The 16,691-nt window shown below is 61.3% G+C and carries 8 protein-coding genes and 1 pseudogene; all 9 read left to right on the plus strand.

The features are described 5' to 3' along the window. The first annotated feature begins 48 nt into the window (after positions 1-48). The 9 genes and pseudogenes from MESS4_RS08945 to MESS4_RS31955 all read left to right on the plus strand — a co-directional run bounded on the left by MESS4_RS08945 (position 49) and on the right by MESS4_RS31955 (position 16,683). Positions 49-1,599: a hypothetical protein gene (locus tag MESS4_RS08945; protein ID WP_006329103.1), complete on the plus strand. Its 1,551-nt coding sequence runs from the start codon at positions 49-51 to the stop codon at positions 1,597-1,599. Then, positions 1,596-2,498: a hypothetical protein gene (locus MESS4_RS08950; protein WP_006329109.1), complete on the plus strand. Its 903-nt coding sequence runs from the start codon at positions 1,596-1,598 to the stop codon at positions 2,496-2,498. The genes MESS4_RS08945 and MESS4_RS08950 overlap by 4 nt, the downstream gene beginning before the upstream one ends. Before the next feature lie 84 nt (positions 2,499-2,582). Next, the gene (gene fni, locus MESS4_RS08955) at positions 2,583-3,638 is read left to right on the plus strand and encodes a type 2 isopentenyl-diphosphate Delta-isomerase (protein ID WP_006329110.1); all 1,056 of its coding nucleotides are present in this window, start codon (positions 2,583-2,585) and stop codon (positions 3,636-3,638) included. Between the two features lie 405 nt (positions 3,639-4,043). Beyond that, positions 4,044-5,696 carry an MFS transporter gene (locus MESS4_RS08965; protein WP_006329112.1) on the plus strand — a complete coding sequence of 551 codons (1,653 nt, stop codon included), beginning with the start codon at positions 4,044-4,046 and terminating at the stop codon, positions 5,694-5,696. Between the two features lie 355 nt (positions 5,697-6,051). Then, positions 6,052-6,264 (plus strand): cold-shock protein, encoded by a 213-nt coding sequence (locus tag MESS4_RS08970; protein WP_006329118.1) that lies wholly within the window; start codon positions 6,052-6,054, stop codon positions 6,262-6,264. 1,411 nt (positions 6,265-7,675) lie between these two features. Beyond that, positions 7,676-9,367 (plus strand): type IV secretion system ATPase VirD4, encoded by a 1,692-nt coding sequence (gene virD4, locus MESS4_RS08980; RefSeq protein WP_036240972.1) that lies wholly within the window; start codon positions 7,676-7,678, stop codon positions 9,365-9,367. Between the two features lie 238 nt (positions 9,368-9,605). After that, positions 9,606-10,760 carry a type III secretion protein gene (locus tag MESS4_RS33925; protein WP_198292739.1) on the plus strand — a complete coding sequence of 385 codons (1,155 nt, stop codon included), beginning with the start codon at positions 9,606-9,608 and terminating at the stop codon, positions 10,758-10,760. 55 nt (positions 10,761-10,815) lie between these two features. After that, a pseudogene (locus MESS4_RS31950) lies at positions 10,816-11,108 on the plus strand (type IV secretory system conjugative DNA transfer family protein); the annotation flags it as partial. Positions 11,109-11,196: 88 nt separating this feature from the next. Beyond that, positions 11,197-16,683 carry a Ulp1 family isopeptidase gene (locus MESS4_RS31955; protein WP_244441092.1) on the plus strand — a complete coding sequence of 1,829 codons (5,487 nt, stop codon included), beginning with the start codon at positions 11,197-11,199 and terminating at the stop codon, positions 16,681-16,683. Positions 16,684-16,691 lie beyond the last annotated feature (8 nt).

Consider the following 16,691-nt stretch of genomic DNA (forward strand, 5'->3'; position numbering starts at 1 on the left):
CTGCCCGATCCAGATTCCCGTCAACTGTCTGCAGAAGGAACATACCGCGTGAACGCGCTGTCCGAACAGATCCTTTCCGAATTGCGCCACCTGCTGATCGAGATGAGCGACGGCGGCAGCGTCGGTCCGTCCGTCTACGACACGGCGCGAGCTCTGCAGTTCCACGGCAACGTCACCGGTCGGCAGGACGCATACGCGTGGCTCATCGCGCAACAACAGGCCGATGGCGGATGGGGAAGCGCGGACTTCCCGCTGTTCCGCCATGCGCCCACCTGGGCGGCTTTGCTGACATTGCAGCGTGCCGATCCTCTTCCCGGCGCTGCCGACGCAGTCCAGGCTGCAACCCGGTTCCTCGAGCGCCAGCCCGATCCCTACGCGCATTCGGTGCCGGAAGACGCGCCGATCGGCGCGGAGCTGATCCTGCCGCAGTTGTGCGGCGAGGCCGCCTCCTTGCTGGGCGGCGTGGGGTTTCCGCGCCACCCGGCGCTGTTGCCGTTGCGGCAGGCGTGCCTTGTCAAGTTGGGGGCGGTGGCGACGTTGCCGAGCGGCCATCCGTTGCTGCACTCCTGGGAAGCCTGGGGAACGTCGCCGACCACCGCATGCCCGGACGACGACGGCAGCATTGGCATCAGTCCGGCGGCCACCGCCGCGTGGCGTGCGCACGCCGTAACACATGGGAGCACGCCGCAGGTCGGGCGCACCGACGCGTATCTGCAGGCGGCATCGCGGGCGACGCGCAGCGGCATCGAAGGTGTCGTTCCCAACGTCTGGCCGATCAATGTGTTCGAGCCATGCTGGTCGCTGTACACCCTGCATCTGGCCGGGCTGTTCGCGCATCCCGCGTTCGCCGATGCCGTGCGCGTGATCGTCGCGCAGCTCGACGCCCGCATGGGCGTGCGCGGTCTGGGCCCGGCCTTGCACTTCGCAGCCGATGCCGACGACACCTCCGTTGCGTTGTGCGTCCTGCGCCTTGCAGGTCGCGACCCGCCGGTCGATGCGTTGCGCGATTTCGAAATCGGCGAGCTATTCGTCACCTTCCCCGGCGAGCGCAATGCCTCGGTGTCGACCAACATCCATGCCCTGCATGCGTTGCGACTGTTGGGAAAGCCCGCCGCCGGCACCAGCTACTACGTCGAGGCCAATCGCAACCCGCACGGTCTATGGGACAACGAAAAATGGCACGTTTCGTGGCTGTATCCCACCGCGCATGCGGTCGCTGCGCTGGCGCAAGGCAAGCCCCAGTGGCGCGACGAGCGCGCGCTGGCGGCGCTGCTGCAGGCGCAGCGCGATGACGGCGGCTGGGGCGCCGGTCGCGCATCCTCATTTGAGGAAACCAGCTATGCGCTGTTCGCGTTGCACGTGATGGACGGGAGCGAAGAGCCGACAGGGCGCCGGCGCATCGCGCAGGCGGTGGCGCATGCGCTGGAGTGGATGCTCGCCCGCCATGTGTCGCATGCATTGCCGCAGACGTCGCTGTGGATCGGCAAGGAACTGTATTGCCCCACCCGGGTCGTGCGCGTGGCCGAACTCGCCGGGTTGTGGCTGGCGCTTCGTTGGGGGCGGCGCGTCCTGGCCGAGGGAGCAGGAGCGGCGCCATGATCCCGACCGAACGCGCGCTGCAGCAGGTGCTGGAGTGGGGGCGTTCCCTGACAGGGTTCGCCGACGAGCATGCCGTGGAAGCGGTCAGGGGCGGCCAGTACATCCTGCAGCGCATCCACCCGGGCCTGCGCGACACCAGCGCCCGCACTGGCCGCGATCCGCAGGACGAAACGCTGATCGTGGCGTTCTATCGCGAACTGGCGCTGCTGTTCTGGCTCGACGATTGCAACGACCTTGGCCTGATCGCGCCGGAGGAGCTCGCCGCGGTGGAGCAGGAGCTGGGGCAGGGCGTGCCGTGCGCGCTCCCCGGATTCGAGGGCTGCGCTGTGCTGCGCGCTTCGCTGGCCGCGCTCGCCTACGATCGTCGCGACTATGCTCAGCTTCTCGACGATACCCGGTGCTACTGCGGGGCGCTGCGCGCCGGACACGCGCAGGCGGCAGGGGCAGAACGCTGGTCCTACGCCGAATACCTGCACAATGGCATCGATTCGATCGCCTACACGAACGTGTTCTGTTGCCTTTCGTTGCTGTGGGGGTTGGACATGGCGACCTTGCGTGCGCGTCCGGCGTTTCGCCAGGCCCTGCGGCTCATCTCCGCGATAGGGCGCCTGCAGAACGATCTGCATGGGCGCGACAAGGACAGGTCGGCCGGCGAGGCCGACAACGCGGCGATCCTGCTGCGGCAGCGCTATCCGGCTATGCCTGTGGTGGAGTTCCTCAACGACGAGCTGGCCGGCCATACGCGCATGCTGCACCGGGTGATGGCGGAAGAACGCTTTCCCGCGCCGTGGGGAGCGTTGATCGAGGCCATGGCGGCCATCCGCGCGCAGTACTACCAGACCTCGACCAGCCGCTACCGCAGCGACGCTGCGGGGGGAGGCCAGCGTGCGCCCGCCTGAACGGCGGGATGCGGCTGCGTGCGCGCGCTGCCGTCGGTCCGATCCGATGCAACGCCGTCCCCCGATGCGACGGATGGAGCGAGCATGAGCGATAGCGACAACATCCCGAGCCGGCGCAAGGACGACCATCTGGACATCGTGCTGGATCGGCGAACGGCGCCGGCCACGGTCGCCGCCGGCTGGGAGTACATCCGTTTCGAACACTGCGCATTGCCCGAGTTGGACCTGACGCAGATCGACCTGCGCGCCTCGCTGCTGGGCAAGACCATGCGCGCGCCGCTGCTGATCAGCTCCATGACCGGCGGCGTGCCACGCGCCGAGGCCATCAACCGGCATCTGAGCGAGGCAGCACAAGCCTTGGGGATCGCCATGTGCGTCGGTTCGCAGCGCGTGAGCCTGCAATCCCGCAACTCCCAGGGGCTGACGCGCGCGCTGCGCCGCATGGCCCCAGACATTCCCTTGCTGGCTAATATCGGCGCCGCGCAACTGCGCGAGGCCGACGGCCTGGACCTGGCGCGCCGGGCGGTGGATGCGCTGGAGGCCGATGGACTCATCGTCCATCTCAATGCGCTGCAGGAAGCAGTACAGCCGGAGGGCGACCGCGACTGGCGCGGCGTCCTGGCGCAGATCGCTCGCGCCGCGCGCAGCGTGGACGTGCCGATTGTGGCCAAGGAAGTGGGGTCGGGCCTGTCCGCCTCGGTGGCCTGCGCGCTCGTCAAGGCGGGCGTGGCGGTCATCGATGTCGCCGGCGCCGGCGGCACCAGTTGGGCCGCGGTGGAGGGCGAGCGCGCCCGCGATGCCGCCGACCGTGCAGTTGCGATGGCGTTCGCCGACTGGGGGATTCCGACCCCGGCCAGCGTGCAGGCGGTACGTCGGGCGCTGCCAACTGTGAAGCTGATCGCGTCGGGCGGGATCCGCGACGGCGTCGACGTGGCCAAGGCCATCCGCCTGGGCGCGGACATCGCCGGGCAGGCGGCCGGCGTGCTGCGCGCGGCGACGGTGTCCACCGAGGCGGTTGTCGCGCATTTCGAGATCGTCATCCGCCAGTTGGCCGTTGCCTGCTTCTGCACCGGCTCGGCTGATCTGGCGGCGTTGCGTCAGGCGCGGTTGTTGCCCTCGGCGCATCTGCCCGCCGGTTGATGCCGGCGTCGCCCGCACGTGGCGGCGGGCGCCTAGCAGGCTGCTGAATACCTACGCCAAAGATGACTACTGATCCACCTTGGCGAGGCGGTTCAATGCGCGGGAGCTCGTGATCACCAGAAGGGAAGTCGATGCCCAGGACGTGGCTTGGTTGGAGACGCTAAGGAACGTCAAACTGACGATTCTTGTAACGTGGTCGGGGATCGAGAGCGACAGGATCGAACCGGTCTCGTCCCGCATAGCGGAACGATAGCTCCACCGGAAGCATTCGGTTCTGCCACAGCACCGGCCAGGCAAAAATAACTTGCGTTGCGCAGATAAAATGCCCTGATCCTGCCATTCCTCCATGGGCACGTGGGCGGGGAGAAATCTCATACAACTGGCAGCGAAGGGAGGCTCGGCCCAATGAGCGGGGTGGCGCGTGAAGAAGTTAATCCGGTGTCATCGGCAACGTTCGCGCCGCTCGAGAATTCAACTTTCCGTCCGATCTGGATTGCCACACAGGTATCCAGTCTAGGGTGGCTGATTCAAATGGTTGCCATCAGTTGGCTGATGGCGACCATTTCGACATCGGATGTGATGGTCGCCTTGGTGCAGGCTTCGACAACCTTGCCCACATTCCTCCTGTCAATTATCGCCGGCGCCCTAGCGGACAATTACAGCCGCCGCAATCTCATGTTCGCTGGCTGGTGCGTGATAGCATTGTCCTCGACGATGCTGACTGTTCTTGCAGGTCTCGGAATTTTCAATCCATGGATGGTTCTTGCATTCAGCTGTTTGGCCGGAGTAGGCGCCGCTTTCACCGACCCCGCCTGGCACGCGTCGGTTGGCGATATCCTGCGAAAGCGCGATGTTCCGGCCGCCGTCACGCTTATCTCGGTCGGATATAACGCCGTCCGAAGCATCGGTCCCGCTCTCGGTGGCGTCGTCGTTGCTTCCTTTGGCCCTTTGACGGCTTTCGCAGTGGCGACGCTTACATATCTGATGCTGCTGTGGACCATAGGGCGCTGCAAATGGCATGTTCGCCCGTCACCGCTGCCGAGTGAACCATTGACCACGGCGATCCATGACGGAGCGCGCTTCACTGCCCTGTCATCCGAAATCAAGGCAGCAATTGCCCGCGGTGCCCTCTTTGGGCTGACGAGCATCTCTATACTAGCGCTCTTGCCTCTCGTCGCCCGCGATCAGCTGGGGGGAGGGCCAGTCGTTTACGGCATCCTGATGGCCGGCTTCGGGACCGGCGCCTTGTTCGCCGGCATCTGCAACAACATTCTGAGACGGAGGCTGTCCCAGGAACGTTTGACGACACTGTCGTGCATCGCCTGTGCGGCTTGTTGTCTATCGCTTGCTTTCACCCCCTCGGTGGCGGTGGCGGCTATCGCGCTGGCGCTCGGCGGCGCGGGCTGGGTCGTGACCTGGACCGGGCTGGACGTAAGCGTCCAGTTGGCGAGTCCAAGGTGGGTCGTTGGTCGCACGCTCTCGATCTATTACGCCCTTTCATCCGGCGGCATCGCGGCTGGCAGCTGGCTGTGGGGTACGGTGGCCGAGAGCTATTCGCTGAGCTCGGCTCTGGAGCTTTCAGGTGGCGCGCTGCTGCTGGTCGCTGGCACCGGCTTCCTGCTGCCCATCCGTCAATGGAAAGATTCCGATCAGGCTCCTCTTGGCTTCGAAACGCCTCAGGTTGCCCTGGATTTGAAGCCCCGAAGCGGGCCGATCGTCGCCAAGATCGAATATTCAATACCCGAAGCAAATGTCGAAGCGTTCCTGGAGCAGATGCGGGAACGGCGGCGAGTACAAAGCGGCGTTGGTGCGCGACACTGGAATCTCCAGCGCGACCTCCAGCAGCCTTCGCGTTGGACAGAAACCTTCCGCACCCCGACCTGGATGGACTACCTTCGCCTGAACCACCGCCTTACGGCAGCCGACAAGGAGTTGGACCAGCGTCTCCTCGCATTGCACCTGGGAGAGCTTCCTCCTCGAACCACGCTTGCGATCGAGCGGCCGACTGGAGCTGGCCGCAAGCGGGACCAATCGATGCGGTTCTTTTTCCGGCGTTGACATCCGTCCAGGCGTCCGCGCTGGTGAGACAGGATGGGTTGGAAACGAGCCAACGCTCTCACCATCCGTTTTGCAGATCGGCTTCGATCCATTCGGGTGGTTGCCGAGCCGGCATACTGGGCGGCTCAGACGTATCCTTGTCGGAGAGATTCCTCGGCACTCGAGCGTCTTGCAGCGCGTTGCGCTCAAGCTCACCGGCACCTGTTCGGTGCGTTCCCAAACAGAGCAATGGCTTTTCGCGCCGCAACCCCGAGGTGGGTAATTCTGGTTTTTGCTGGGTTTAACTCTACGAAATATGAACAGGATCGGCTTCACGGCCCGTCTGGTTCGCACTGGCCACAGAGGAATACACGATATGGCGACCGGAACAGTGAAGTGGTTCAACAGCACCAAAGGTTTTGGCTTAATCCAGCCCGATGACGGCGGTCAGGACGTTTTCGTCCATATTTCAGCTGTAGAACGGGCTGGACTTTCAAACCTCGTTGATGGGCAGAAGATCAAGTACGAGATCGAGCAGGACCGCCGTAGCGGCAAGTCCTCCGCAGGTAGTCTCAGCAAGGTAGGCTGATTTTCTCGTCGGACCCGCAGAGCGCGAAGGATAAGTCAAGCCGAAGGTACCATCGTCATTCGCGGGGCGTATCGCGACGGACTCTCTTTTACGACGATCCTGATGCGTCACGCAAACGGTGAATCACGAACGCTCTCGCCGCAAACCCCTTCCGCCCGGAAATCTGCCCCGGTTACGGCTCTCGGCGTATCCCAGAGTTGGGAGAAGCTTTCTGCCAGACTACAACTGTAACCTCATATCGGTTTAGCAGGTCAAGCGTCGGTGGTACCCTGATTGGGTAACTTAACGACTTTGGAGGCCGAGCAATGGATCGCGATAACAAACGGGCACGCGCAGCTGCAAGTTCATCCCAAGACGTGGGGAATCGCAGTACCCTCCGTGACCTTCCATACGGACCATTGACCGATGTTGCAGAACGGCTGGTAAGCGCTAACCCGCGCGATACAGCGCGAAATCTTGGGACCTTCAAAGAACTCGGGAGGCGAGAGCGCATAGCCGTTCGGGGCACTCGAACCGAGCCAGAAACTGACCTCGCGAAGTTTGAAACGCGGACCAATCAGCTTGGACGATCAGCCGTCGATCTGGGGGATAAATTGACTGCCGGGTTGGGACACACCTCGGATGAAGTAGCATTGGAGCAATTCAGAGCAGTCAGTAATGTGTCTCATTACCTTCGGCCAGAGACACAAGATAGTATTGTTAATCGCATTGGCAACATGGACCCACCTTCGCAAGCTATCGGAGCGCTTTACGCTGCGCAAAACTTCAGCAAGTTTAACGCTGAAAATAAAGCTCGCATTTTTGATCAGGCCGCTGAATTGGCTACCGATCCGGATGGCCACGTCAGGTCGACAGCATCCAATGCTATGTACGCGATGTATCACCAGTTAGATCCAAATCAACAGGCCCAAGCTCACTCAATTCCCGGCATGCAAGACATCTTGCCGCAGATGCCTCCTCCGCGGCATGCAGCAGAGGAACGCAGTGCGGATCTGGACGCCCACATAGCAGGTATTGGGGCTGCAGTCCGTGATACAGTTGGCCCGCAAACCTCCCACGAACAGCTGCAGCGGGGTGGTCAAGTCGGCCGGGACATAAGCCACTCCTACAATCACGCCCGAGAGGATCTAATGGAGGCTAGGAGAAGCAGAGATCGCACCGGCCGTTGAGGTCTCGGCCATGGCAGTAACGCTTCCTCTCCCGAATTCCGTTCACGGCCTTGCTGTTTCCAATTCCCTGGCCGTCGACGTAGCTGCTTAGTGAAACTTTCAAAATCCACGTCTGCCGGGTGGCGCGATGCAAGCATCGCACCACCCGCTGCGGCATCGATCTGTCGAGCGTCGGCATCGCGACCTCGGTTCGGTGTCTGAAGCAAGCGCAGCATCAGCACGGCTAATTCGGCCATGGAACAATGTCTTCTACAAAAACGACGTCCCCCAACATAGCCATTAGCATCGCGTGCTCACTCGCCTTGGGGTTCTGTGCGGCAAGTCTGTACGCAACCTTCCGCCACGGGGGTAGCGGCGAGGCTCTGATGGCGTTTGATGTCCGTGCCTTTTGGTTTGAGACGCCCTTCTATTTGGGTTTCGCAACCCCCGTTTTCTATCAGGGCGCGGCTATCGTGCTCTCGACATCCGCGGTTGTCTTGCTGATTCAGCAGTTCGTATTGCGCCGCAAGCTCGAACACCACGGGACCGCTCGTTGGGCTCGAGTGGATGAAATGCGACGCACGGGATATCTGCGACGATACCGTGGCGTGACAGGGCCGGTCTTCGGGAAGACGAGTGGTCCTTTCTGGCCTGGCTATTACCTGACCAATGGCGAGCAGCCTCACAGCCTCATCGTTGCGCCGACCCGCGCTGGCAAGGGTGTCGGCATAGTCATTCCAACGCTACTTACATTTAAAGGCTCTGTGATAGCTCTGGACGTCAAGGGGGAGCTCTTTGAGCTCACATCGAGGGCGCGTAAAGCCGCAGGCCACGAAGTGTTCAAATTCGCGCCACTGGATTCAGAGCGGCGCACAAACTGCTACAATCCACTGTTGGATCTCATAGCACTGCATCCACAGCAGCAATTCACCGAAGCCCGCCGCTTGGCCGCGAACCTGATTACGGCCAAGGGGGAGGGGGCGGAAGGTTTCGTCAGCGGCGCGCGAGATATCTTTGTCGCGGGGATCCTTGCCTGCATCGAGCGGGGCACGCCAACAATCGGCGCCGTCTATGATCTGTTCGCTCAGCCGGGGGAGAAGTTTAAGCTCTTCGCGCAGCTCGCCATGGAGACCCGGAACAAAGAGGCACAACGCATCTTCGACGACATGGCGGGGAACGATACAAAAATCCTAACCTCCTACACGTCCGTGCTCGGCGATGGCGGGCTCAACTTGTGGGCGGATCCGGCTGTCAAGGCGGCTACAAGTCGCTCGGACTTTTCGGTCTATGATCTTCGCCGTCGCAGAACGTGCATCTATCTTTGCGTTGGTCCGAACGACCTTGAGGTGATCGCGCCTTTGATACGCTTATTTTTTCAGCAAACCGTTTCAATTCTACAGCGGTCGCTGCCCCGCCAGGACGAAAAGCACGAGGTTCTCTTTCTGCTCGATGAGTTCAAGCACTTGGGGAAGCTGGAGGCGATCGAGACCGCAATTACGACTATCGCGGGCTACAAGGGGCGTTTCATGCTCATCATCCAAAGCCTTTCGGCACTAACGGGGGCTTATGGAGAGGCTGGTAAGCAGAATTTTCTCAGCAATACCGGACTGCAAGTGTTCATGGCCACGGCCGATGACGAGACTCCAACCTACATTTCCAAAGCCATCGGTGAATACACGTTTGAAGCCAAATCGATTTCCTACAGCCAGTCGCGAGCGTTCGACCGGAACATTCAGAATTCGTTTCAAGGTGCGCCGCTGCTGCGTCCCGAACAGGTTCGGCTGCTCAATGACGAGTACGAGATTGTTCTCATCAAAGGTCTGCCACCATTGCAATTGAGGAAGGTGCGATATTTTTCGGACCGCATCCTTAAACGCATCTTTGAAAGCCAGACAGGCGCCCTCCCGGAGCCGGCACCCTTGATGGAAGCTCATCCAGATGACACTGACGGTTAAGCGCCCGTCTCGCGTATCCCGTCCCTCGGATCAGAAACTCCACTACAGGTGAACGGCTATGGGAATTTGCATCTCCAAATCCTCCGGATCGACTCGACATGCCACATATGACACGGAAGAGTCGCCGCGAGAATCCACGGCAGCGCTGAAGGTCTCCGTGGGCACGCCTGCCGACAGGTTGCGGCGGGGCGGAGATGCGCCTCTGGAGCCACATCAGATCCAGCAGGCCGCCTATCATATGGGAGCGTGTGTCGTCGGTGACGACGTCACCAGCCCGATAAGACTCGCGACAGCGGGGCAAACAGTTCACGACGTTCGCCTGCTGCTCAAGCATGGCCGGGGAAACGTTAAGGTGGACGACATTCCCTCTCACGGCCACAACAGCATCGGATCGTCGGTTGCAATGATGGGAGCAGACGACAACATTAAGGTTGCAGTGGCCGTAGTCATGGGAGCGGCGTGCTGCAATCAGACCGCTCCCCTTTCCGCTATCGTCCACGCCCCACACATGGCGGCCGACGAGCGGAGTATGACCTCTAGTGCTTCCGTGTCAATGAAAGAGATAACCGACGAAGGTGATGAGATCTCAGTCAAGGCGGGTCACATTTGGAACGAACTGCGGCGCGGAAGCCGCGACCCGAGGTCGACCGTGGTTATGGATGCCTGGGCCAACGGTCCCGCTGTTCGGTTGAAAGACAGCGCATGGAGCGGAGTGCCGGTCAAGGAAGGTCATTGGTCGATGGACAAAAGCACCGCCGAATTCCTGAAAAACCGTGTTGAGGGGTTGATTTCGTTCGTGCATCCGGACACAAATGAACAGACTGCCAACGATTTGCGCCGGAAGCAAAACGCACCCGTATCGTGGAAAAAATATGCAGAAGTACAAGTGATCTCACCCGAGTTCGCTGATAGTGTACGCAACGCATTGTCCCGTATTCCTGAAGACCAACAAAAGGAAATCGCATCACTGATGATTCAGGGAGCCTACGGAATGGATCCTTCCTCGCGCACGCACCAAGACGCAGTGGAATCAGTTCTGGTGGCCGCCAACCAACTGGACTCGCTGCCCCGGCCTCCTGTCGCGCCGCCGGAATTGGCGGTGTATCACCAGTTCGACGCAAATCAACAGGCCCAAGCTCACGCAGTTCCCGGCATGCAAGATATCTTGCCGCACATGCCTCCGCCGCGGCATGCAGTAGAGGAACGGAATGCGAATTTGGACGAGCACATAGCAGGTATTGCGGCTTCAGTCCGTGATACAGTAGGCCCGCAAACCTCCCGTCAACAGCTGCGGCGGGGTGGTGAAATCGGGCAGTCCCTAAGTCACCCCTATAATCACGCCCGCGAGGATCTAATGGCTGCCTCCAGAAGCAGAGATCGCTCCGGCCGTTGAGGTCTCGGCCATGGTAAGTGACGGTTTCTCCTCGAATCCCGTTCACGGCCTTGCCAGCCAGGCGCGAACGTTCGATTGGAACATTCAGAATTCGCATCAAGGTGCACCGCTGCTGCGTCCCGAACAGGTTCGGCTGCTCGATGAAGACTACGAGATTGTTCTCATCAAAGGCCTGCCACCATTGCAATTGAGGAAGGTGCGATATTTTCGGACCGCATCCTTAAACGCATCTTCGAAAGCCAGACAGGCGCCCTCCCGGAGCCGGTACCCTTGACGATAGCGGACGAGGGGCTCTCGGCAGAATCTCAACTCGATGACCCGCTGCGTGAATTGGCGCAGGATTTTTGACGATACAGTTTGATGTGAGGCTAGTGTGGACCCGCGAAATAGTAATCCATCCCGTGTAACAGCTTTGCCGCAGGTGCAGGACGCCGGCTTGGAAGAGGATCAAGCGGTCCAGGCCAGGCAAGTGGGCGTTGAGCAGCACCTTGCCGAGGCCCGGAGGCTGTTCGATCAAGCTGACGAGTCGCCAACCAATCCAGAGGAGCTTCAGCGACTGGACCAGGGGCTCCGCGAAGTGCTTCAGCAATGGCAGGATGAGCAAGCAGCCTCGCCTTCTTTCAGCGCTGAGGTTCCCGAGGCGCTCCGGCCGCTGTTCGATGATCGAGCTCACCAGCCGCCAACCAATGCAGAGGAGCTTCTGCGACTGGAACAGGGGTTCCGCGAAGTGCTTCAGCAGCGGCAGGATGATCAAGCCGCCTCGTCTTCGCTCAGCAACCCAGGGATGCGTGCTGGACCGGAGGACCCCAATAGAAGCGTGTCGGAGGCTTTCGCAACATCTGGGCACGCCGGAGTTCAGGCCGCCGCCCCGCCAGTCTTGGCTGCCAGCCAACAGCAGATCCGGCCCTCGCCGGATGCGCTCGACCAGGGCAACCACCTGCCACCCCAGGGGGGCATCATCAACAATGAACATTCCACACCGCTGTTGCGGCCAGCGGAGAGGCAGAGGGCCGTGGATAGGCCGCAAGCCGTCGCCATTCAGCAGCAGCCGAGCGAAATTGGCAATTCAGGCGGCCGCATGCCGATGCAGCCCCCCATGCAGCAATTGGGTGAATTGCCATTGCAAGGGGTACCGGTTCAAGGGACAGGGTCCGAACACATCGGAAGGCTGCATGCGGGGGCCGCGCCCTCAGCAAGGTCCGAGGCGCCCCCGGCTGCGATCGAGGACTCCATAAATGTTTCGTTCGCCGTCCCCAAAGACTTCTCCCATGGGACTCAACGCGTCCCAGACGCGATGCTCCCTTTCTTGGACCGCCCTGGCCCCTTGCCGGATGCTGGCCAAGCGCGGCAAGCGGGCTTTGAGCAGCACGTGGCCGAGCCGCGCCGAGCCGACCCCGTTGCGAGTGGCGCCCGTGCTTCCCGCTATCACCATCTGTCCGGCGAACACCGGGACCTTATTGATAGAGCGATCGCCCACTCCCAGGAAAAATATAGCGAGACCACGGCCCGAAAATACACGTTTGCACTTCGCCGGTTGGCGAATGATCTCAGCGCTCGTGGCCAAGCGACCGATCTAAGAAATCACAAATCCCTGGTCGATCACGTCGGTGCTTTCTTTCCGAAAGACGTTGATATGAAGAGCGCGTTGAAGGCCCTGCGTGCGTATCATGAGCCGGGCTATTCAGCGACTGCTGGCGGCCCTGCTGCCAGCTATCCCCATCTGTCCGCCGAACACCGGGACGTTATTGATAAGGCGATCGACCGCGCTGCGGCTCAGCAAAACCAGAGCGCGGACACGCTGCGAATATACTCGAATGCGCTTCGCCGATTGGCGAATGATCTCGGCGCTCGTGGCCAAGCGACTGATCTAAAAAATCACCAATCCCTGGTCGATCACCTCGATACTTTCTTTCCGAATGACCAGAGCATTAAAACGGCGTTGAACGTCCTACGTGCGTATCATGATCCGGGCTATGCAGCGACTGGCTGGTGGCCAGCGGCGGTGCCTTCAAAGCCAGATGCGCGTATCTTGGAAAAATTAAGCAGTGACAGCGAGTTGGCCTTAAGCACCCGTGTCGTCTATGGTCGACTTCTTCGCAGATTTTCTGAGGAGCTTGAGAGTCGGGGCCAGACGATCTCTGGGCTGGATCACAATTCGCGGACCGAACTCGCCGAGGCGTTGTTTCCAGGCAACAAGAAACTCCGCTTGGCGCTGCAGCGGGTTCACAATGCGGAGGTTCCCGAGGCCTTGCGGCCGCTGTTCGATAATCGAGCTCACAAGCCGCCAACCAATCCAGAGGAGCTTCTGCGACTGGAACAGGGGTTCCGCGAAGTGCTTCAGCAGCGGCAGGATGATCAAGCCACCTCGTCTTCTTTCAGCGCGAAGGCTCCCGAGGCGCTCCGGCCGCTGGTCGATGATCGAGCTCACCAGCCGCCAACCAATGCAGAGGAGCTTCTGCGACTGGAACAGGGGCTCCGCGAAGTGCTTGAGCAGCGGCAGGATGAGCAAGCCACCTCGCCTTCTTTCAGCGCGGAGGTTCCCGAGGCGCTCCGGCCGCTGTTCGATGATCGAGCTCACCAGCCGCCAACCAATGCAGAGGAGCTTCTGCGACTGGAACAGGGGTTCCGCGAAGTGCTTCAGCAGCGGCAGGGTGATCAAGCCGCCTCATCTTTGTTTAGCAATCCAGGGATGCGTGCTGGACCGGAGGACCCCAACAGAAGCGTGTCGGACGCTTTCGCAAGCTCTGGGCACGCCGGAGTTCAGGCCGCCGCCCCGCCAGTCTTGGCTGCCAGCCAACAGCAGATCCGGCCCTCGCCGGATGCGCTTGACCAGGGCAACCACCTGCCACCCCAGGGGGGCATCATCAACAACGAACATTCCACAGCGCTGTTCCGGCCAGCGAAGAGGCAGAGGGCCGTGGATAGGCCGCAAGCCGTCGCCATTCAGCAGCAGCCGAGCGAAATCGGCAATTCAGGCGGCCGCATGCCGATGCAGCCCCCCATGCAGCAATTGGGTGAATTGCCATTGGAAGGGGTACCGGTTCAAGGGACGGGGTCCGAACACATCGGAAGGCTGCATGCGGAGGCTGCGCCCTCCGCAAGGGCTGAGGCACCCCCCGCTGCCATCGAGAACTCCATAAACGTCTCATTCGCCGTCCCCAAAGGCTTCTCCCATGGGACTCAACGCGTCCCAGACGCGATGCTCTCTTTCTTGGACCGCCCTGGCCCCTTGCCGGATGCTGGCCAAGCGCGGCAAGCGGGTTTTGAGCAGCACGTGGCCGAGCCGCGCCGAGCCGAACCTGTCGCGAGTGGCGCCCGTGCCACCGGCTATCCCCATTTGTCCGACGAACACCGGGACCTTATCGATAAGGCGATCGCCCACGCTGCGGCTCAGCAAAAATATAGCGAGAGCACGGTCCTAAAATACAGGTATGCACTTCGCCGATTGGCAAATGATCTCGGCGCTCGTGGCCAAGCGACTGATCTAAAAAATCACCAATCCCTGGTCGATCACCTCGATGCTTTCTTTCCGAAAAACGATGATATGAAGAGGGCGTTGAACGTCCTGCGTGCGTATCATGAGCCGGGCTATTCAGCGACTGTTGGTGCCCCGGCTAACCGCTATCCCCACTTGTCCGACGAACACCGGGACGTGATTGATAAGGCGATCGCCCATGCTGAGGCTCAGCAACACCATAGCGCGCCGACGCTCCGAATATACTCGTATGCGCTTCGCCGATTGGCGAATGATCTCGGCGCTCGTGGCCAAGCGACTGATCTAAAAAATCACCAATCCCTGGTCGATCACCTCGATACCTTCTTTCCGAAAGACACTGACATAAGGGATATAAGGCCGGCGTTGAACGTCCTGCGTGCGTATCATGAGCCGGGCTATTCAGCGACTGGCCGGTGGCCAGTGACGGTGCCTTCAAAGGCAGATGCGCATGTCTTGGAACAAGTGACCAGTGACAGCAGCTTGGCCCCAAGCACCCGTGTTGTCTATGGTCATAGTCTTCGCAGATTTTCTGAGGCGCTTGAGAGGCGGGGCCGGACGATCTCTGGGCTGGATCATGATTCGCGGATCGAATTCGCCGAGGTGTTGTTTCCAGGCAACGATTATCTCCGCTTGGCGCTTGAACGGGTTCGCTATGCGAAGCCTGCGTCAGACAGGATCGTGGCGGACGCTTTGGCAGCGGCCGGCTCTGGGCACGCCGGAGTTGAGGCCGCCGCCCCGCCAGCGTTAGCTGTCAGCCAACACCGGCCCTGGCCGGATGCGCTTGACCAGGGCAACCTCCTGCCACCCGAGCGGTTCATCATCAACAATGAACATTCGACGGCGCCGTTGCGGCCGGCGGAGAGGCAGGGGACTGATAATCCGCAAAGCATCGCCATTCAGCAGCCGCCGAGCGAAGGCGGCCGCCTGCCGATGCAGCCCCCCATGCAGCAGTTGGGTGGATTGCCATTGGCAGGGGTACCCGTTCAAGGCCCAGGGTCCGAACACATTGGAAGCCTGCATGCGGAGGCCGCGCCCTTTGCAAGGTCTGAGGCACCCCCCGCTGCCATCGAGAACTCCATAAACGTCTCATTCGCCGTGCCCAAAGGCTTCTCCCATGGGACTCAACTCGTCCCAGAGGCGATGCTCTCTTCCTTGTACCATTATGGCCTCTTGCCGGACGCGGACAAGCCGGAATGGAACTACGAGATTAAAGGCCACGGCTACACCGCCCGGAGGCCAGAGGAGGGTAATGACGTTTGGCTCCTCCATCGCGGAGCGATAAGGGAAGCTGGAGCGGCAGCAGTACCGGCAAGGGCTCCGGGACCCGCCTTGCCAGCGACCGCCAGGCTCTCAGACACCCATCTCGGTGTTCCGTTGGTCGATCTGACCACCTCCTCCGATGCACACATCGAAGCCCTTCCGTCAGGCTCGTCCAATCTCCCCCGGGGGGCGGTGCTCGGGGCCACCCAACTGCTGGGCGACGAACATATCCAGAGGGATTACGAATTCCTCGAGCAGCAACTGCAGCAGGCCGATCCAGCGCTCGCCGCCCGGACGCGGCTGGTCGATCCGTCGGTCTCCCATCTGCTGCGCCACATGGAGCAGCAAGACGCGCGAGGCACATTGCAGTCGATTTATGATCGAAACGCCGGCCCATCCGACTTCCTGTTCGTGCCAGTGAACGATGGGGTGGGTATTGACCGCGGCACCCATTGGTCGCTGCTCCTCGTAGATCGCCGCGATCCGGAAAGAGCGGTCGCCTATCACTACGACTCCATCCAGCAAAATGAACAGCGATACAACGACGCGCCTGCACGAAAGCTCGCTACAAGACTGGACGCGACCCTGGTAACACCCGACATGGCGCAGCAGAAAAACGCTGTTGACTGCGGCGTCTTCGTGGTGGACGGCACGCGCGAGCTGGTTCGTCGATTGGCGAACGAAGAGCGGCCAGACCAGCAGCTGCCGCTGCACCTCAACTACCTCGTCGCCGATCGGCAGGCGCTGCAAAACCGACTGAGAGAGGGGCGCTTGCCGCACGAGCTTGCCGCAAGCCCTGCCGAAGCTTTGGCAGCAGCCGGGTCGCAGGTGCAACACGCCGCCTTGCAAGAGCAGCAAGCCAGACAGGTCGCGCCAGCGCCGTTGGAACGGCACTTGGGCCAGACGCGCGAGGCCGAGGACAAGCTGACGAGTACACTGCACAGGAGCAACCGCGTGAACAGCGAGGGCGTCATCATCAACACTGAACGTTACACAGCGCCGTTGAGACCAGCGAAAAGGCAAAGGACTGACAATTCGCAAAGCCTCGCCATCGGGCGGCAGCCGAGCGAGGCAAACACAACGTCCATCGGCCAAGCCTCCGATCAAGCCCGAGCGGACCTCATGGCTTCCTTCAGAAGCAGAGGGCGCTCCGACGCTGGGCGTTGAGCTCGACG

It is taken from the genome of Mesorhizobium sp. STM 4661, from assembly GCF_000359125.1.
Taxonomy (GTDB): domain Bacteria; phylum Pseudomonadota; class Alphaproteobacteria; order Rhizobiales; family Rhizobiaceae; genus Mesorhizobium.